Below are 18,041 nucleotides of genomic sequence, written 5' to 3'. Positions count from 1 at the left end.
GCAGATGCCACGGCCTTTCCAGTTCAGGATCGGGACGCGATCACAGCTCGTCCAGCGCCTCGACGGCTTTTTCCAGCTCTTCCTTGGTCACCTGCTTTTCGCTGACCTTGGCGGCTTCGGCGATATGATCGACCACCTTGTCCTCGAAGATCGGCGCCCGCAGCTGCTGCTGAACCGCCTGATTCTGCTGCACGAACTCAAAGAACGCACGCTCCTGACCCGGATATTGACGCGCGGCGCGCAGAACGGCCTGGGTCATTTCCTGATCCGAGACGGTCACTTCGGCCTTCTGTCCGATCTCGGCCAGCAACAGGCCCAGACGCACGCGGCGCTCGGCCAGCGTCTTGTGCTCGTCGGTGGGTTCGATGGTGTCGTGATTGTGGTCTTGAACCTCAGGGTTTTCCTCGTGCCACAGCTGATGGGCGATCTGCGCCGCTTCGGCCTCGACCAGCGATTCGGGCAGATCGAACTTGACCTGAACATCCAGCTGATCCAGCAGCGAACGCTTCATCACCGCGCGGGCGGCGCCGGCATATTCGGCTTCCAGACGCTCGGTGATCTGCTTCTTCAGCCCGTCCAGATCCTCGGCGCCGAATTTCTTGGCCAGTTCGTCATCGATCTCGGCGGCTTTCGGCGCCTTGACGGCCTTCACCTTGCATTCAAAGACGGCATCCTTGCCGGCCAGATTGGGCGCGCCATATTCCTCGGGGAACTTGACCTCGACCTTCACATCCTCGTCGGCCTTGACGCCGACCAGCTGCGCCTCGAAACCGGGGATGAAGCTGTTCGAGCCCAGAACCAGCGGGTAATCCTCGGCCTCGCCGCCCTCGAAAGCCTCGCCATCGACAAAGCCTTTGAAGTCGATGATCACCTGATCGCCGTCCTTGGCCTTGCTGCCCTTGCGGCGGTCCTCGAAATTCTGCGCCGATTTGGCCAGATTCTCCAGCGCCTCGGTGATGGCGGCTTCCTCGGCGGGAACGGACAGCCGCTCCAGCGTCAGGTTGCCCAGCTCGACCTCGGGAATGGCGGGCAGCGCCTCATAGGACACGTTGACGACGACATCGTCGCCCTCTTTCCAGTTCTCGCCATTCTCCATCTCGACCTTGGGCTGGGTCGCCGGCCGGTCGCCCGATTCCGTCAGATGGTTCTGCAGCGCGCCATCGATGGCCTCCTGCATGGCATCGCCCAGAATGCGCGGGCCGAACTGCTTTTTCAGCATCGCCAGCGGCACCTTGCCCTTGCGGAAGCCCTTCATCTCGACCTCGGGCTGCGCCTCTTTCAGCTTGGCCTCGACCGTCGCGGCCAGCTCGGCGGCGGGCAGGGTGAACTGATAGCCCCGCTTCAGACCTTCGTTCAGGGTTTCCTTGAGCTGCATCATCGTCCTCATATCAAGAAGGGCCGACCGGAACGGGACGACCTGAAAATTGGCGCCCCTTCTAGTCGCCGCACCCGCAACGTGCAAGCAAATAGCAGGATCCGCCCAAACCCGCCCCACCCATCTCGGGTGCGCAAATATCCTCGGGGGAGTCCCCGGCACGGGGACGGGGGCAGACAGCCCCCTTATTCCGCCGCTACCCCCAGCAGCGTCAGAAACCGCGACATCTCGTCGCCCATCCCCGCGCGAGAGGCGAACAGCGTCGCCTCGGAACGCAGGATCGGCTCTTCCGCCAGAATTTTCAGGTTATTGGCCCGCAAGGTCTCGCCCGAGCTGGTGATATCGGCAATGGCTTCGGCGGTCTGGTTGGCCACCGTCCCCTCGGTCGCGCCCTGACTGTCCACCAGTTGATAATCGGCCAGCTCGCGCCCCGCCAGCCAGGCCCGCACCAGCCGGTGATATTTGGTGGCGATCCGCAGCCGGAACCCATGCGCCGCCCGGAAATCCCGCGCGATCGAGGCGAAGTCGTCCAGATCCACGCAATCGACCCAGCATTCCGGCACCGCCAGAATCAGATCGGCATGACCGAAACCCATCGGCGCGACCTCGATCAGGTCCGAGCGCCACCCGGCCAGCTTCTCGCGCACCAGATCGGTGCCGGTCACGCCCAGTTCGATCCGGCCCGCCGCCAGTTCGCGCGGGATCTCTCCGGCCGACAGCAGCACCAGCGCCACACCCTCGACACCTTCGACCCGGCCCGCATATTCGCGGTCCGAACCCGTCCGCGACAGCCGTACCCCGCGCGCGGCGAACCAGTCGAATGTCTGCTCCATCAGCCGCCCCTTCGAGGGCACCCCCAGCCGGATCATGCGCCCGCCTCCAGTTCCGCGACCAGTCCGGGGCGGATGATGCCGCCCACCGCCGGGATCGCGCGCCCGCAGCCGCGCCCCAGCACCGCCGTCAGTGCGTCATAGCGCCCGCCCGAGGCCACCGGCGGCCATTCCAGCCGGTCCGGCGCCACGAAGCTGAAGGTGAAGCCGTCGTAATATTCCATCGTGTGCCGCCCGTGGCTGGCATCGAAACGGATCGCATCGCAATCGATTCCCAGCCTGGTCAGGGCCGCGACACGATCCGCGATCCGCTCGACCGCAGGGCGCAGATCAGACCATTCCGCCGCCAGCCCGCGCAAAGCCGCGATTGCCTCGGGCAGGGGGGCCGCAATCGCAAACAGCCGCTCCAGCCGCTGCGGCCATTCCGGCGGCAGGGGTGGCTCGGTGGCATCGGCCTGCAGGCGGACAATGCGCCGCGCCATCTCGTCCTGACTGCGCAACCCGGCCCAATGACCCGAGGGTGCCGGCAAATCACGCGGCGGCTGCGGGTTCGAGAACCGCTCGATCAGCCGGGCGAAGCGACCGGGCCGCCAGATGTGATGCAGCGCGGCATCGCGGCGGGCGCCGGACAGGGGCAGGCTGCGCACGGCCTGCACCAGCAACCCCATATCGCCGATCACCGACACCAGCCCATGCGGCACCAGCAGCCGCTGGAACAGCGCGAAAACCTCGGCATCGGCGCCTGTATCATGGGCGAACAACTCGAACCCGGCCTGAAGATATTCATTGTCGCGCTGATGGGCGGGACGCTCTTCGCCCGGATCCTGCTTGCGAAACACCTCACCCAGATAGCAGTAGCGCGCAGGCTCGGCCCCGTTCGCCATATGCATCTGCACCACCGGCACGGTGAAATCCGGGCGCAGCATCACCTCGCCGCGCAGCGGGTCGGTGGTGACATAGGCGCGGGCGCGGATATCTTCGCCATAAAGGTCCAGCAGCGTCTCGGCGGGCAGCAGGATATCGGGCGCGACCTCGACCGCGCCGGCATCGCGGAACGCCGCCAGAAACCGCTGGCCCACCGCCTGCTTGTCGCGCTTGGGGATCATCCGAGGATCCGCCGCACTTCCGCCACCAGATCCGCGCGGGCGACTTCGGTCTGGGCGGGCTGGGATTTCCACTCTTCATGGCTGGCATCACGCGCGATCCTTGCGCCCAGCACCAGATCCTTGACCTGCACGACACCCCGCGCCGCCTCGTCGCCGCCCTGGATGATCGCCACCGGAGCGCTGCGTTTATCAGCATATTTCAACTGGTTGCCAAAGTTCTTCGGATTGCCCAGATAAACCTCGGCACGGATTCCCGCCGCGCGCAGATCGGCAGCCATGGCCTGATAATCTGCCATCCGGTCACGATCCATCACCGTCACGACCACCGGTCCCCGGTCCTCGGCCCCGGCCAGCCCCTTAGCGCGCAGTGCCGCCAGCAGCCGGTCCACGCCGATGCTGACGCCGGTCGCCGGAACCTTCTGGCCGGTAAACCGCTCGACCAGCCCGTCATAGCGACCACCCCCCGCGACCGAGCCGAACTGCCGCTTGCGGCCCTTTTCATCGAGGATTTCAAAGGTCAGTTCGGCCTCGAAAACCGGCCCGGTATAATAGCCAAGCCCGCGAACGATGGACGGATCGATCACCGCCCGATCCTCGCCCACGCCCATGGCCGCCAGCATTCCGGCGATCTGCGCCAGTTCCTCCACACCCTCGGCTCCGATCCCCGATCCGCCGACCGCTGCGCGCAGATTGTCCAGCGTCTCGGAATTGCTGTCGCCTTTCGAGGTCAGAAATGCCAGAACCGGTGCCGCCTGCGCCTCGCTCAGCCCCACGCCATCGATGAACGCGCCTGAATCGTCCTTGCGCCCCTCGGTCAGCAGGGCCAGCACGCCCTCGCGGCCAACCTTGTCGAACTTGTCGATCTGGCGCAGGACATCCTCGGCCTGATCCTCCCGGACCTCTGCCGCCTCCAGCACGCCATTCAGAACCTTGCGATTGTTGATCCGAACGATGTAGTCGCCACGCGCGATGCCCACGGCCTCCAGCGCATCGGCCAGCATCCCGCAGATCTCGGCGTCGGCGGCCACCGACGCAGACCCCACGGTGTCCGCATCGCATTGATAGAACTGCCGGAACCGCCCCGGTCCCGGCTTCTCGTTGCGCCAGACCGGCCCCATGGCATAGCGGCGATAAGGCGAAGGCAGGTCATTGCGGAACTGCGCCGCCACCCGGGCCAGAGGCGCCGTCAGATCATAACGCAGCGCCAGCCAGTCGCCGGAACCGCCGCCCGGAACCGCTTCTTCCTGCCAGGCGAACACCCCGGCATTGGGCCGGTCCACATCGGGCAGGAACTTCCCCAGCGCCTCGACCGTCTCGACGGCACTGGTTTCCAACGGATCAAAGCCGTGGCGATGATAGATTTCGGCGATACGGTCCAGCATCGCCTTGCGTTCGGTCACATCCGCGCCAAAATAGTCGCGAAAGCCCTTCGGCGTTTCCGCCTTGGGACGGGGCTGTTTTTTCTGATCCTTCGCCATGGTCATGCGCCCTTCCGGCCAAATCCGTGGCCGCATCTAACGGAAGGGGGCGACATGGACAAGGACGGGCTGACACGCATTCGCGCATTGGAAGAGGCGCTGGCGCATCTGACCCGGCAGACCGAGGATCTGAGCGAGGTGATCGCCCGCCAGGACGCCGAACTCGCGCGCCTGACACGCCGGGTAGAAATGCTTCTGCGCGCCGCTGCCGAACAGCAACTCGAATCCGGCAATTCGATCCCGCTGGCCGATCAACGCCCCCCGCATTGGTGATTCTGTCCATCACTGGTGCCGAAAATATCCCGGGGGAGCGCAAGCCGGACCCCATTGAGGGGTCCGGCTTGCGCGGGGGCAGAGCCCCCTTTCCCCGCTGCGCCCATTGCGCTATGTCCTGCTCATCCCGCCATGTCAGGAGCTTTGCATGAAAGCCGCCGTCGTCACTTTTCCCGGATCGAATTGCGACCGCGATCTTGCCGTCGCGCTGAAACAGGCGGGGGCCGAGGTCAGCACGGTCTGGCACAAGGATCAGGATTTGCCCGCGGGCACCGATCTGGTCGCGGTTCCGGGCGGCTTTTCCTTCGGCGATTACCTGCGCTGCGGGGCCATCGCCGCGCAATCGCCCATTGCGGCGGCGCTGCGCGATCATGCGGATCGTGGCGGCTATGTGCTGGGCATCTGCAACGGCTTTCAGGTGCTGACAGAACTGGGCCTGCTGCCCGGCGCGCTGATGCGCAATCAGGGTCTGACGTTCCTCTGCCGTCCGGCGATGCTGAATGTGGCCACGACCGACAGCGCCTTTACCGCCGGTTACGACAAGGGCCAGCAGATCGCCATTCCCGTGGCCCATCACGACGGCAATTACCAGATCACCCCCGAAGGGCTGGCCGAGTTGCAGGCCGGGGACCGCATCGCCTTTACCTATGCGCCCGGAATCAACGGCTCGGTCGCCGATATCGCCGGGGTGCTGTCGGCCAATCGTCGGGTGCTGGGAATGATGCCGCATCCCGAGCGCGCGGCCGATCCGGCGCTTGGCGGCAGCGATGGCGCGCCCCTGTTTCGGTCATTGGTGAACGATCTGGTGACGGCGTGACTTGAGCGGCAGACGATCTGGGCATAAATTGCGTCAATTGAGCGATTTAGCCGGAACCACTCCGTGAACGCTGACGCAGATACAAAACCGCGCCGCGGCAAGCGCCGGGCGGACGCTGACCAGCGGGGTAATCCGTGGTGGCTGCGTTCGGGGCTGGCGTTGTTCTTTCTGCTGGCCGCCGGGGCGACCTGGACGACGAATGCCTGGCTGACCGAACGGTTTTCCGAGAATACCCGCGTGCGGGCCGAACTGCGGCTGGCGCTGTATTCCGGTAACCTGATCTCGGATCTGCAACGGACCTCGGTCGTGCCGCTGCTGCTGGCGCGCGATCCGGCGCTGATCGGATCGCTGAACAGCAACGAATTTTCCACCACCTCGGCCCGGCTGATCGCGGCGCAGAAGGAAATCGGCGCGGCCTCGATCCGGTTGCTGGATGCCTCGGGGCGGACGGTGGGCTCGACCGATCGCTATCAGATCGGCAAGACTCAGGTGACGGCGCCCTATTTCGTTGATGCGCTGCGTTCGCGTGATACGGTCTTTACCGTTTATAATCATGGCTCTGGATCATATGAATTCACCTATTCCCGCGCCGTGATCTCGGATGGGCGCACTTTGGGGGTGATTGTGGTCAGCGCCGATCTGACGCAGCTGGAGCGGTCGTGGTCGGGGATCTCGGACGCGGTTGCGGTGCTGGACAGCGCCGGTGAAATCATCCTTGCGACCGAGGCGCGCTGGCGTGGCCTGACCCTGCCCGAGGCGCTGGCGGTCCGTTCCGCCCCTTCGGCCATCCAGCGCGCGTTTCAGGTGACGGCCGATTGGACCAACAGCCCGGCGGATGCCTATGTCCACGGTCGCGCGGTGATGCAGAGCGAGGCCCGGATGCCGTTTCGCGGCTGGCGGATGGTCGGCTTCACCACCTATGATTCGATCCGCGCACGGGTGAATGCGGTTCTGGCGCTGGAGATCATGGGCTTTGCCGTGCTGCTGGCGGCGGCGTTCTATCTGTTGTCGCGCCGGGCGCGGATGCAGTCCGAGGCCTATATGCGCGAATCAGCCGATCTGCGCGAACTGAACATGCGCCTGACGGCTGAGATCGAGGCCCGTCAGCGCGCCCAGAGCGAATTGCGCGTGGCGGAACAGACGGTCCAGCAAAGCTCGAAACTGGCGGCGCTGGGGGAAATGTCGGCGGGCGTCAGCCACGAACTGAACCAGCCGCTGGCCGCGATGAAGACCTATCTGGCCGGGGCGCGGCTGCTGCTGCAACGCGGGCGCAGCGAAGAGGCCCTGTCCAGCTTTCAGCGCATCGACGACCTGATCGAGCGGATGGGCGCGATCACCCGGCAGCTGAAATCCTATGCCCGCAAGGGTGGCGAGGCGGTCGAGCCGGTGGACCTGCGCCGCGCGGTCTCGTCAGCGCTGACCATGATGGAGCCGCAATTGCGCAGCCGGACCATCCGCATCAACCGCTCGGTTCCGCGCCAGCCGGTGATGGTGCTGGCCGACCGGATCCGGCTGGAACAGGTGATCATCAACCTGTTGCGCAATGCCGTCGATGCGGTCAAGGACCGGCGCGGCGCGGAAATCGGCATCACGGTTGCGGCCGGAACTCACGCCTATGTGTCTGTGCATGACAATGGACCGGGTGTTTCCGATCTGGAAAAACTGTTTGAACCATTCTGGACAACGAAGAAGCCCGGCGAAGGGACCGGGCTGGGTCTGGCCATTTCCTCGACCATCGTGGCCGATTTCGGGGGACGGCTGACCGCACATAACGAAACCGCAGGTGGCGCCGTGTTCAGGGTTGAATTGCCATTGCACCGACCGGGAGAGCCTCAGAAGGCGCTGGCGGCCGAATGAAGAAAGGGAGTGACTGAATGTCGCGCAAGTTGAAGATCGCTATCGTTGACGACGAGCCGGATATGCGCGAGTCGATCAGCCAGTGGCTGGTCCTGTCGGGATTCGAGACAGAGACCTATGCCAGCGCCGAAGATGCGCTGAAGGTGATCGGCCCCGACTGGCCCGGCATCGTCGTCTCGGACATCCGCATGCCGGGGATGGACGGGATCGCGTTTCTCAAACGGCTGATGAGCATCGATTCCGGTCTGCCGGTGATCCTGATCACCGGGCATGGCGATGTGCCGATGGCGGTCGAGGCGATGCGCCTTGGCGCCATGGATTTCATGGAAAAGCCGTTCAACCCCGAACGGATGAGCCAGCTTGCCAAGAAGGCGACGCAGGCGCGGCGGATGACCCTGGACAACCGGGCCCTGCGCCGCGACCTGTCCGAGGGTCAGCAGGTCATGTCCAAGCTGATCGGCACCAGCCCGGTGATGGATCGCCTGCGCGAGGATATTCTGGATCTGGGGCAGGCCGACGGCCACGTCCTGATCGACGGCGAAACCGGCACCGGCAAGACGCTGGTGGCCCATGCGCTGCATGCCGTGGGGCCGCGTGCGTCCAAGAAATTCGTGCCGGTTTCCTGCGCGGCCTATAATGACGAGGCGCTGACCGCGCGGCTGTTCGGCCCCATCGAAGAGGGGCTGCCCGCCGTCGAGGAAGCCCGTGGCGGCACCCTGTGCCTCGAGGATATCGAGGCGCTGTCCGAAGCCCTGCAAGCGCGTCTGCTGGCCTTCATCAGCGATCAGGGTGCGCCGGCCGAAACCCGGATCATCGCCATTTCCAACGCCCGCGCCGAAGGCCGCAAGGCCGAGGATTCGCTGCGTCCCGACCTGTTCTATCGCCTGTCGGCGCTGAAGATCACCCTGCCGCCGCTGCGCGCGCGCGGAGAGGATATTCTGGCGCTGTTCACGCGGATGTCGGAACAGTTCTCGGACGAATATGGCTGCGAGCCACCGCAGGTCTCGGCGCAAGAGGCCGCGCAGCTGTTGCAGGCGCCGTGGCCGGGCAATATCCGCCAGCTGATCAACGTGGCCGAACGTGCCGTGCTGCAAAACCGTCGCGGTTCCGGCTCGATCGCGTCGCTGCTGATGGCGGATGGCGAGGACAACCAGCAGGCCACCACGACCGAGGGCAAGCCGCTCAAGGAATATGTCGAAAGCTTCGAGAAGATGCTGATCGACAATACCATGCGCCGCCACAAGGGCAGCATCGCCAATGTCATGGAGGAACTGTGCCTGCCGCGCCGGACCCTGAACGAGAAGATGGCGAAATACGGGTTGCAGCGCAGCGATTACTTGTAACCTGTGGTTTCCCTGCCCCCGCGCGCAAGTGCCGGGGCAGGGGCTTGCGTCAGGGCCAGCGCGGGTTTAACCCCGCCATAGCAGCTAGTTGGAAGGCATCCCGAAACATGAGCGATACGTCTGCCAAGGGTCTTCATCCGCGCACCCGCGCCGTCCATCACGGTACCCGCCGCAGCCAGTACGGAGAGATGGCCGAGGCGATCTTTCTGACGCAGGGCTTCGTCTATGACAGCGCCGAACAGGCCGAGGCGCGGTTCCAGAAATCCGGGCCGGACGAATTCATCTATGCCCGTTATGGCAACCCCACCAGCCGCATGTTCGAGGATCGGATCGCCGCGCTGGAAGGGACCGAGGATGCCTTTGCCACGGCCAGCGGCATGGCGGCGGTCAATGGCGCGCTGTTTTCGCTGTGCAGTCCGGGCGATCACATCGTGGCTGCGCGCGCGCTGTTCGGATCGTGCCTCTATGTGCTGGAACTGCTGACGAAATTCGGGGTCGAGGTGTCATATGTGGACGGCACCGATCTGGATCAGTGGCAGGCCGCGATCCGGCCCGGCACCAAAGCGGTGTTCTTCGAGACCATGTCGAACCCCACGCTGGAGGTGATCGACATGAAGGCGGTCGCCGATCTGGCCCATGCGGCGGGCGCGCTGGTCGTGGCCGATAACGTCTTTACCACGCCGGTCTTTTCGCGGGCGGCGGAACTGGGCGCGGATATCGTCGTCTATTCCGCCACCAAGCATATCGACGGGGGCGGGCGGGCGCTGGCCGGGGTGATCTGCGGCACGCGCGATTTCATTCGCGGCACGGCTGAACCCTATCTGAAACATACCGGCGGCGCGATCAGCCCGTTTCATGCCTGGATCATGCTGAACGGGCTGGTGACGATGGACCTGCGGGTCCGCGCGCAGGCTGACAGCGCGGCGGCCATCGCCAGCGCCTTGCAGGGTCATCCCGGGTTGGAAAAGGTGATCTATCCGGGGCTGCCCGACCATCCGCAGCACGCGCTGACCATGGCGCAGATGGGCTCGGGCGGGACCATGATCGCGTTCGAGGTCGCGGGTGGCAAGGATGCCGCCTTCCGCATGCAGGACCGGTTGGAGATCATCAATATCTCGAACAATCTGGGTGATGCGAAAACCATCATAACCCATCCCGCCACCACCACCCATCAGCGGCTGAGCGAGGAGAACCGGGCGCATCTGGGCATCACCCCGGGGCTTCTGCGGCTGTCGGTCGGGCTGGAGGATGCGCAGGACCTGATAAACGACCTGCGTCAGGCACTGGACAGCTGACAGGCTCCAAAAGTCCCGCTTTTGATAATTCATGATGAAAACCCGCCGCCCTGTCTTTAGAAGAGGGGGCGGCAGTCCTATATCTGACGTCGCATACGGCGAGGAGAACGCTTGCATGACCGAAGCCCGTCCGCTTGTCCCGGCCTATCCGGCGCTGATCCGCGAATATGATGCGGATTTTCAGGTCGATCCCGCCTATAAGGACGATCTGCCCGATCTGCAGAACGGTCCGGCCAGCCTGATCGTCGGTGCCCGCGCGCCGATCCAGCATGTCGGCATCTCGAATTTCCGCCTGCCGATCCGCTATCAGACGCGCGACGGCGGCGAGTTGACGCTGGAAACCAGCGTGACCGGCACCGTCAGCCTCGAGGCCGACCGCAAGGGCATCAACATGTCCCGCATCATGCGCTCTTTCTATGGCCATTCGGAACATCTGTTCAGCCTGAAGGTGCTGGAGGCGGCGCTGGACGATTACAAATCCGATCTGGACGCTTTCGATGCGCGGATCCAGATGCGGTTTTCCTATCCGATCCGGGTGGATTCGCTGCGTTCCGGCCTGTCGGGCTGGCAATATTACGACATCGCGCAAGAGGTGCTGGAACATCAGGGCCACCGCTTGCGGATCATGCATTTCGATTACGTCTATTCCTCGACCTGCCCCTGTTCGCTGGAACTGTCCGAACATGCGCGAGAGGTCCGGGGCAGGCTGGCCACGCCGCATTCGCAGCGTTCGGTCGCACGGATTTCGGCGGTGATGCTGGGTCCGGAAAAGGTCTGGTTCGAGGATATGGTGGATATGTGCCGCCGCGCCGTGCCGACCGAGACGCAGGTGATGGTCAAGCGCGAGGACGAGCAGGCCTTCGCGGAACTGAACGCCTCGAACCCGATCTTCGTCGAGGATGCGGTGCGTGCCTTCGCCAAGGAATTGCAGGAGGATTCGCGGATCGGCGATTTCCGCGTCATCGCCAGCCATCAGGAATCGCTGCATTCCCATGACGCCGTCAGCCTGCTGACCGAGGGGCCGACATTCGTGCAATCCTCGCTGGACCCGATGACCTTTGCCGGGCTGCGCGCCTGAAACCGTGATTGTTATGCGGAACCGGTCGGATCCTTGCGGGTCCGGCCGGTTCATTCCTTGGGTCTATTCGGCGGCGGTTTCCTGCGCTGGTTCGGCGCTGCGATGGCCGGGGCGGGCGGCGTCGAACTGCACCGGATGAACCTGCCCCAGCCATGTTTCGGTCAGCGGCGCACCGTCGCGCGACAGATAGGCGCGGATATCGGCGGTCTCGACCCCTTCGGCTGAAATGTCAAAGACCAGACGCCAGCGATCGGTTCCGACGACGGGCAGGGCATAGGCCTGTTCCAGCGTCACGCCCTCGGGCACGGTGATTTCTGGCTCGACCCCCTCATCCTGACCCAGACCGGACAGTTCCCAGCCCTGAAAATCGACGACGATCTTCAGATGGCCATCGGGGCGCGGCTGGCCCGGCACGCCGCCCGCGCCGATCCGGGTGGCGACGGTGCGCGCCAGCTCGCTGTCGTCGGGGGCGTCGTCCACCCAGTGCAGCGCGTAATCGAAGCTGAGCTCGTCGCCCGGTTGCGGCGCATCGGCGGGGTTCCAGAAGGCGACGATATTGTCATAGATCTCGTCGTCGGTCGGAATCTCGATCAGCTGCACCTGACCGGCACCCCAATCGCCGCGCGGCTCGATCCAGACCGAGGCGCGCTTGTCATAGAAAACCCCGTCATCCTCGTAATTCTCGAATTTGCGGTCGCGTTGCAGCAGGCCAAAGCCGCGCGGGTTTTCGCTGACGAAGCTGGAGGTCATGACGCGGTCGGGGTTGTTCAGCGGTCGCCACAGCCTTTCGCCGCTGTCGCTGATGATCTTCAGGCCGTCGGCGTCGTGAACCTCGGGGCGCCAGTCGAAGCCCAGCACCCGGTTGGTCTCGGAATACCAATACATCGAGGTCAGCGGCGCCACGCCCAGACGCTCGACCGCATCGCGGAAGAACAGGCGCGAGGCGATCTCCATCTTCTGGCCGTCGCCATCCTCGCCGTCGCGGATCTTCATCTCATAGGCGCCGGTGACAGAGGGGCTGTCGAGTAGCGCATAGATGATCACGTCGGATTCGCTGTCATCCTCGGGCGCGTTCTCGATATAGAACTCGGTAAAGTTCGGGAATTCCTCGGGTTTCGGCATGCCGGAATCGATCGCAAGCCCGCGCGCCGACATGCCGTATTGGTTGAACGGCCCCGAGGTGCGGAAATAGGACGCGCCCAGAAAGCTGATCCAGTCGCTTTGCAGGCCTTCGTCCATCAGCCGGAAACCGGCAAACCCGGCATTGTCCGACAGGTTCCGCGCCGGGCTGTCCTCGGGCATGTCAAAGAAATCGCGATCATAGAGGACCTCGCGGGCCTCTCCGTTCTCGACCACGCTCATTTTTACCGGATTGCGGAAATAGGTGCCAAGGTGGAAGAACTGCACGGGGATGTCGCCGACTTCGACGGTGGCCTCCTTGCGGAAGGCGATGCGCCAATGGGCGTCGTAATCGATCGCCTCAAGGATATCGGCCTGCTGGACCGTGGGCGCGGCATAGTCGTTTTGGGCCAGATCGCGGGCGCGTTCGGTCAAGGTCTCGAACGAGAAATCCTGCGCCTCGCCATATTCGGGCTGGAAATCCGCCTGCTGGGCATGGGCAAGCCCGATGGGCGGGATCATCAGAGTGACGGTGGCGGCGATCAGTCGGAGGGTTTGTCCTCGGGCGGGGCGCAAAATGGGATCTCCATCGTTGAGGGCATAGCGGTTTGGAATCATGGCGAAAGACGCGACATGCCTAGGTGGCGGTGGGCAGGCTGGCAAGAACGAAGCGGTTTGCATGGGCGGGCGGCGGTGAAGGCGCGGGATATTGCCAAGATAACCCATAGGGTTGGGTAAAAGACACGCGAATTCGTGCTGATGCAGAAAATTGGTTGACGGATCTGCGTTTCCGGCGGAACCATTTGCGAAATGGCGTCGTTCCGGGGTCGTCGAATCCACATGGCAGCACGGCATAAAAAATCCCCCCGACCGTGACGGCAGGGGGGAATTTGGCAGAGCGCGCCATCGCCGGCCGGTTTATGGGCCGGTGACGGTGCAGTCCTGCTGGCGTGCGACCAACCGGCTGCAAGCCAGTTCGGCCTCGGCCTTGTTGAGGTTGACGAAATCCGCGCGGAAGCCGCGTTTGGTATCGGCCACGCTGCGCCGTGCCTGACTGAGCGCGGCGCCGTCCTGCAATGCCGCCTGCAACAGCAGCCGGTCGGCCTCGGTCCGCGAACGATACAGCCCCAGCGAGACGCCCCAGTTGCGCCCGCTATTGGCCGGGCGGCGGACGATCTCGACGGCTTCGGGATCGGCCAGATCGCCTTCACCCATCGCGGCCAGAATGACCCCTTCCGAGCGGCGCTTCGGCGCGCGCGAGGCATCGAGGCTGAGCGACGCATCGGACACAGGCTGGGCCGCGGCAACCGTTTCGGCCTCGGGTTCGGCCACGACATTCGCGGTGCTGGCGCTGGCCGTCGCGCGGCTGCGCGGCGAGGGGCGGGGACGGGTCGAACTGGCCAGAACCGGCGCGGCAAGGCTGGCGCTTTGCTGCGGGGCTGCTGCGGCTGCCATCTCGACCGCTTCCTCGACCGCAGCCGAACGGGCGGCGGGACGCAGGCGGGGCCGGATGCTGGTGGCAAGGCCAAGCGCGCTGGCCTGCCGGACCGCCTGCTGCGGCGTGCTTTCGGGCGCGGCAGCAAAGGCATTCACGGTCGAGGCCGCCTGCGCCGGGCGCTCATTCGGACGCGGCGCTGCCGAGGCGCTTAGCACCATACGTTGCGGTTGTGCCTGCGTGGCGGCGGGCGTCGGTTCGACTTGCGCGCGGCGAACGACCCGCTGCGCCAGCAGCTTGGGCGGTTCGGGTTGCACTTCACGGACGCGGTTTGGGACCCGGTTGAACCCCGCATCCAGCAATTGCGACATCACCTGATTGCGCTGCGCCGTCGAGGTGCCGCCGAAAACCGTTGCGATCAGCCGCTTGTTGCCGCGCTGCGCCGAGGCCGTCAGGTTGAACCCGGCGGCGCGGGTATAGCCGGTCTTGATGCCGTCCGCGCCGTTATAATCATCCAGAAACCGCTTGTTGGTCGAGGCGACCTGCGCGATCCCCGCATCCGCCGAACGGCGCGAAAAGATGTTGTAATATTGCGGGAAATCATAGAACAGCCGCCGCCCCAGCAGGCTCATGTCCTGCGCGGTCGAATAGTGACCTTCCTGGGTCAGGCCGTGGGCGTTGCGGAACTGGCTGTTGCGCATTCCCAGCGCGCGGGCCGTCGCCGTCATCTGCTGGGCAAAGGCGCTTTCAGAACCCGCCAGCCCCTCGCCGATGGCGGTGGCGGCGTCATTGGCCGATTTGATCGCGGCGGCGCGGATCAGATAGCGCAGTTCGATCTGTTGTCCGGCGCGCAGCCCCAGCTTCGAGGGCGGTTCGGCTGCCGCGTTGGACGAAATGGTGAATTTCGAGTCCAGCCGCACCTGCCCGCGCTCGATGGCGGCGAAGGCCAGATAGAGAGTCATCATCTTGGTCAATGAGGCCGGATGAAGCCGGGTATCGGCGTTCTGGCTGTAGATCGGCTGGCCGGTGCGCGCGTCCATCACATAGGCGGCAAAGGGCGCGGCGCTGAGCTGGGCGGGCAGGATGACTGCCAGCAGAAGCAATGCCCACAGGCGGGCTGTCGGTATGAGTCGGGTCACTGTCTCTGTCTCTCTGCCTCGTCAGGCGTATCATTAATTGCACGCCCTTATTAACAAACCGACAATAGCACGAGAATTTTGCCCAGAAAACCTTGCATTTGACTTATTTTCCTCAAGTGACGCCGGTGATGGGCCGCCGACATCCGCCTTGTGACGGTCTGGTCCGATCCGAGGGGGTTCCAACCCCGGAAATTTGGACTATATTTCAAGTTCGGCGGGCCAGTGACCCTCGGCTCTGCCCCCGCTCGTTTTTACCGCCACGCTTGCCGAGGACGCAGCGAATTCCCATGACGCACTGGATGTCCGACCCCAGCAAGACCGATCATCAGGCCGATCTGGCCGTGAAACCGCGCACCAAGCCGCAGCGGCCGCCAATGTACAAGATCCTGATGCTGAACGATGATTTCACGCCGATGGAGTTTGTCGTGCATGTGCTGGAACGGCTGTTCAACATGACCCACGCGCAGGCGATCGAGATCATGCTGACGGTGCATCGCAAGGGCGTCGCGGTGGTCGGCGTCTTTTCGCACGAGGTGGCGGAAACCAAGGTCGCGCAGGTCATGGAACTGGCCCGGCGGCAGCAGCATCCGCTGCAATGCACAATGGAAAAAGAGTAGACCGTGGCAACATCGCGACTGGACAGCGTCTTTGTGGCTGGCGCGCCGGAAGGGCGCCTGCTGGTGATCGGCGCCAATGCCGGCAGCGATCTGGGCCGTTTCGACCGGGACCGGACATGGATCCGGCAGGGACATTTCCCCGATCATCATGCCTTGTCGCAGCAGGGCTGGCAGGTTTCCCCCGAGGTCGAGGGGGAATTCGACGCAGCTCTGGTCATCCTGCCGCGCGCCAAGGCCGCCGCGCGGGCGCAGATCGCCGATGCGGCGGGGCGTCTGCCTGCGGGTGCGGCTTTGTGGATCGACGGGCAGAAAACCGACGGCATCGACAGCGTGCTGAAGGAATTGCGCCGGTTTGTGCCCATTGACGAGGTTCACAGCAAGGCCCATGGCAAAAGCTTTCGCCTGAACATCCCCGAAGGCGACTGGCTGCCCGCCGACTGGGCGGCGCGTCCGGTCGAGGTCGCGCCGGGTTTCGTCACCCGCCCCGGCGTCTTTTCCGCCGATGGGGTCGATCCGGGTTCGGCCATGCTGGCGCGGCATCTGCCCGAGCGTCTGCCCACGCGGATCGTTGATCTGGGGGCTGGCTGGGGCTGGCTGGCGGCGCAGGCCCTGGCGCATGAGGGGGTCGAGGTGCTGCATCTGGTCGAAGCCGACCATGCGGCGCTGCAATCGGCGCGCGACAACATCGCCGACCCGCGCGCGCAGTTCCACTGGGCCGATGCGCGCGATTTCCGTCTGGCCGAGCCGGTGAACGGCGTCATCATGAACCCGCCTTTCCACAGCGGACGACAGGCCGATCCACGGCTGGGCGCGGCCTTCATCGCCAGCGCGGCGCGGCTGCTGACCGGGGCCGGGCGGCTGTGGATGGTGGCGAACCGGCATCTGCCCTATGAAACCGTGCTGGCCGAGTATTTCGCCAAGGTGACGGAAATCGGCGGCGATACCCGCTTCAAGGTGATCGAGGCGACAGGCGCGGGGCGCGCCAAAAAGCACCGATGAGCCTGTCCATTCAGGGCAGGACTGCCATCGTCACCGGCGCCGGGCATGGGATCGGGCGGGCGATCGCGGATCATTTCGTCTCGCTTGGCGCCAATGTCATGTTTGCCGACTGGGATGAAACCGCCTTGCAGGTCGGGCTTGCACAGCATGATCCCGACTCGGGGCCGGTGCGGTGGTTTTCCGGCGATCTGTCGCAAAGGCTGACGCTGGCCAATCTGCTGTCGGCGACGCTGGATGCCTTTGACCGGGTGGATATTCTGGTCAACGCGCATCGGCTGGTGCGCGAAACCGACCCGCTGGAGCCCGATTCCGAGGCGGTCGAGGAAATGCTGCGTCATAACGTCATGGGCCCGCTGCGGCTGTCGCAGATCGTCGCCCGGCGGATGATCCGGCAGGCCACGGATGAACATGACCCGGTGCAGGCGGGCGCCATCGTCAACCTGACCACGCTGGCCGGGGCGCGTCCCGATCCGGCCCGGATGGGCTATTCCATCGCCTGCGCGGCGCAGGAACAGGCGACCCGCAATCTGGCGCTGGTGCTGGCGCCGCGGCGCATCCGGGTCAATGCCGTGCGTTTCGGCAGCGTCATGTCGCACGAGTTGAAACAGTCGCTGAAGGCCGACGCCGATCTGCGGGCGCGGATGCTGGCGGGCACGCCGCTTGGCCGGATCGCCGGGCCGGACGAACTGACCGAGGTGGTGCATTATCTGGTCAGCGAGGGCGCGCGCTTTGTCACCGGTCAGGTGCTGACCGTGGATGGCGGGCGCAGTCTGGTCGATGGGGTGACGGGGACGGTCAGGAAGGGGCTTGTGCCGTGACCTCGCCGTCTTCGGGATATGCTGCCCTGCATGCCCGGACCGAGGATTCCGCATGTCCGGCCAACGCCTTCTGGCGGTTGGCAAGATTGTCGCGCTTGCGGGTCTCTACCGCCGGGTCGATGGGCACGCGGTAACGCTGCGTTTCGACGTAATCGCGCCAGCAGGGCACCATCGTCGGATAGACCCGGCCATCGCGGTCGCGGGAATAGCTGCGGCAATGCGTCAGCCGGTCGCGCACGATCTGCCGTTCCTCCCACGCATAGCCACGGGCAAGGTTGCCCTCGACCTCGGCCAGCAGGCGGCTGACATTGCGGTATTCGCTGGTGTTGCGGCTGATGCAGCGTTCCTGGGGGGTGCCGCAGGCCACCAGCAGCGGCAGGGTCAGGATCAGGGCGACGGCAGAGTTGCGGGTCATGGCCGGTCTCTTTACAGCAGGTTACGGGATGCTAGCCCTATGCTGGC

16 protein-coding genes are annotated in these 18,041 nt (G+C 64.8%); 9 read left to right on the top strand and 7 right to left on the bottom strand.

What is annotated here, in order from left to right:
- Positions 1-40: 40 nt before the first annotated feature.
- From tig to hisS, 4 genes are all read right to left on the bottom strand, one after another.
- Entirely contained in the window at positions 41-1,375 is a 1,335-nt protein-coding gene (tig, locus tag JHW40_RS15755; protein ID WP_090614651.1) for a trigger factor, read from the bottom strand.
- Between the two features lie 185 nt (positions 1,376-1,560).
- A complete protein-coding gene (hisG, locus tag JHW40_RS15750) occupies positions 1,561-2,244 on the bottom strand; it encodes an ATP phosphoribosyltransferase (RefSeq protein ID WP_090614605.1) in 684 nt (227 codons plus the stop codon).
- Positions 2,241-3,311, bottom strand: a complete 1,071-nt coding sequence (locus JHW40_RS15745; RefSeq protein WP_336390098.1) for an ATP phosphoribosyltransferase regulatory subunit — start codon at positions 3,309-3,311, stop codon at positions 2,241-2,243. Before JHW40_RS15745 ends, hisG begins: the two co-directional genes overlap by 4 nt.
- Positions 3,308-4,789: a histidine--tRNA ligase gene (gene hisS, locus JHW40_RS15740; protein ID WP_090614645.1), complete on the bottom strand. Its 1,482-nt coding sequence runs from the start codon at positions 4,787-4,789 to the stop codon at positions 3,308-3,310. Before hisS ends, JHW40_RS15745 begins: the two co-directional genes overlap by 4 nt.
- Positions 4,790-4,843: 54 nt before the next feature.
- On the opposite strand from hisS, the gene JHW40_RS15735 reads away from it, so the two are divergent.
- From JHW40_RS15735 to folE2, 6 genes are all read left to right on the top strand, one after another.
- Positions 4,844-5,062, top strand: a complete 219-nt coding sequence (locus JHW40_RS15735) for a SlyX family protein (protein ID WP_090614602.1) — start codon at positions 4,844-4,846, stop codon at positions 5,060-5,062.
- 148 nt (positions 5,063-5,210) lie between these two features.
- Positions 5,211-5,879, top strand: a complete 669-nt coding sequence (purQ, locus tag JHW40_RS15730; protein WP_090614599.1) for a phosphoribosylformylglycinamidine synthase subunit PurQ — start codon at positions 5,211-5,213, stop codon at positions 5,877-5,879.
- A gap of 141 nt (positions 5,880-6,020) precedes the next feature.
- Positions 6,021-7,736, top strand: coding sequence for a sensor histidine kinase (locus tag JHW40_RS15725; RefSeq protein WP_170851887.1), 1,716 nt, complete (start codon positions 6,021-6,023; stop codon positions 7,734-7,736).
- A gap of 17 nt (positions 7,737-7,753) precedes the next feature.
- Entirely contained in the window at positions 7,754-9,079 is a 1,326-nt protein-coding gene (locus tag JHW40_RS15720) for a sigma-54-dependent transcriptional regulator (protein WP_090614593.1), read from the top strand.
- Positions 9,080-9,186: 107 nt separating this feature from the next.
- Positions 9,187-10,374 (top strand): O-succinylhomoserine sulfhydrylase, encoded by a 1,188-nt coding sequence (gene metZ / locus JHW40_RS15715; protein WP_090614590.1) that lies wholly within the window; start codon positions 9,187-9,189, stop codon positions 10,372-10,374.
- A gap of 31 nt (positions 10,375-10,405) precedes the next feature.
- Positions 10,406-11,452, top strand: coding sequence for a GTP cyclohydrolase FolE2 (gene folE2, locus JHW40_RS15710; protein WP_170851884.1), 1,047 nt, complete (start codon positions 10,406-10,408; stop codon positions 11,450-11,452).
- Positions 11,453-11,515: 63 nt separating this feature from the next.
- On the opposite strand, the gene JHW40_RS15705 is transcribed toward folE2, so the two are convergent.
- Together JHW40_RS15705 and JHW40_RS15700 are read right to left on the bottom strand one after the other, a co-directional pair.
- Positions 11,516-13,093: an OpgD/OpgG family glucan biosynthesis protein gene (locus tag JHW40_RS15705; protein WP_090614587.1), complete on the bottom strand. Its 1,578-nt coding sequence runs from the start codon at positions 13,091-13,093 to the stop codon at positions 11,516-11,518.
- A 396-nt stretch (positions 13,094-13,489) separates the two neighbouring features.
- On the bottom strand, positions 13,490-15,145 hold the full coding sequence (locus JHW40_RS15700; protein ID WP_139208205.1) for a D-alanyl-D-alanine carboxypeptidase family protein: 1,656 nt from the start codon (positions 15,143-15,145) through the stop codon (positions 13,490-13,492).
- Between the two features lie 299 nt (positions 15,146-15,444).
- Here JHW40_RS15700 and clpS point away from each other — a divergent pair, with 299 nt between their 5' ends.
- The 3 genes from clpS to JHW40_RS15685 are packed head-to-tail and all read left to right on the top strand — an operon-like array spanning position 15,445 to position 17,579.
- On the top strand, positions 15,445-15,762 hold the full coding sequence (clpS, locus tag JHW40_RS15695) for an ATP-dependent Clp protease adapter ClpS (protein WP_090614584.1): 318 nt from the start codon (positions 15,445-15,447) through the stop codon (positions 15,760-15,762).
- A gap of 3 nt (positions 15,763-15,765) precedes the next feature.
- The gene (locus JHW40_RS15690; RefSeq protein ID WP_090614582.1) at positions 15,766-16,761 is read left to right on the top strand and encodes a class I SAM-dependent methyltransferase; all 996 of its coding nucleotides are present in this window, start codon (positions 15,766-15,768) and stop codon (positions 16,759-16,761) included.
- The gene (locus JHW40_RS15685) at positions 16,758-17,579 is read left to right on the top strand and encodes an SDR family NAD(P)-dependent oxidoreductase (RefSeq protein ID WP_090614579.1); all 822 of its coding nucleotides are present in this window, start codon (positions 16,758-16,760) and stop codon (positions 17,577-17,579) included. The genes JHW40_RS15690 and JHW40_RS15685 overlap by 4 nt, the downstream gene beginning before the upstream one ends.
- Here the strand turns inward: JHW40_RS15685 and JHW40_RS15680 are convergent.
- Entirely contained in the window at positions 17,557-17,994 is a 438-nt protein-coding gene (locus JHW40_RS15680) for a hypothetical protein (protein ID WP_090614576.1), read from the bottom strand. The genes JHW40_RS15685 and JHW40_RS15680 overlap by 23 nt on opposite strands.
- Positions 17,995-18,041 lie beyond the last annotated feature (47 nt).

Origin of the sequence: Paracoccus alcaliphilus, from assembly GCF_028553725.1 — a bacterium.
Classification (GTDB): domain Bacteria; phylum Pseudomonadota; class Alphaproteobacteria; order Rhodobacterales; family Rhodobacteraceae; genus Paracoccus; species Paracoccus alcaliphilus.
This window is presented reverse-complemented; position numbering and strand designations above follow the sequence as displayed.

Bases quoted from the DNA above. Each gene is read 5' to 3' on its own strand.
- tig (WP_090614651.1), bottom strand. From the start codon at position 1,375: ATGCAGCTCAAGGAAACCCTGAACGAAGGTCTGAAGCGGGGCTATCAG.
- hisG (WP_090614605.1), bottom strand. From the start codon at position 2,244: ATGATCCGGCTGGGGGTGCCCTCGAAGGGGCGGCTGATGGAGCAGACA.
- JHW40_RS15685 (WP_090614579.1), top strand. From the start codon at position 16,758: ATGAGCCTGTCCATTCAGGGCAGGACTGCCATCGTCACCGGCGCCGGG.
- hisS (WP_090614645.1), bottom strand. From the start codon at position 4,789: ATGGCGAAGGATCAGAAAAAACAGCCCCGTCCCAAGGCGGAAACGCCG.
- JHW40_RS15735 (WP_090614602.1), top strand. From the start codon at position 4,844: ATGGACAAGGACGGGCTGACACGCATTCGCGCATTGGAAGAGGCGCTG.
- purQ (WP_090614599.1), top strand. From the start codon at position 5,211: ATGAAAGCCGCCGTCGTCACTTTTCCCGGATCGAATTGCGACCGCGAT.
- JHW40_RS15745 (WP_336390098.1), bottom strand. From the start codon at position 3,311: ATGATCCCCAAGCGCGACAAGCAGGCGGTGGGCCAGCGGTTTCTGGCG.
- JHW40_RS15680 (WP_090614576.1), bottom strand. From the start codon at position 17,994: ATGACCCGCAACTCTGCCGTCGCCCTGATCCTGACCCTGCCGCTGCTG.
- JHW40_RS15720 (WP_090614593.1), top strand. From the start codon at position 7,754: ATGTCGCGCAAGTTGAAGATCGCTATCGTTGACGACGAGCCGGATATG.
- clpS (WP_090614584.1), top strand. From the start codon at position 15,445: ATGTCCGACCCCAGCAAGACCGATCATCAGGCCGATCTGGCCGTGAAA.
- JHW40_RS15705 (WP_090614587.1), bottom strand. From the start codon at position 13,093: ATGATCCCGCCCATCGGGCTTGCCCATGCCCAGCAGGCGGATTTCCAG.
- metZ (WP_090614590.1), top strand. From the start codon at position 9,187: ATGAGCGATACGTCTGCCAAGGGTCTTCATCCGCGCACCCGCGCCGTC.
- folE2 (WP_170851884.1), top strand. From the start codon at position 10,406: ATGATGAAAACCCGCCGCCCTGTCTTTAGAAGAGGGGGCGGCAGTCCT.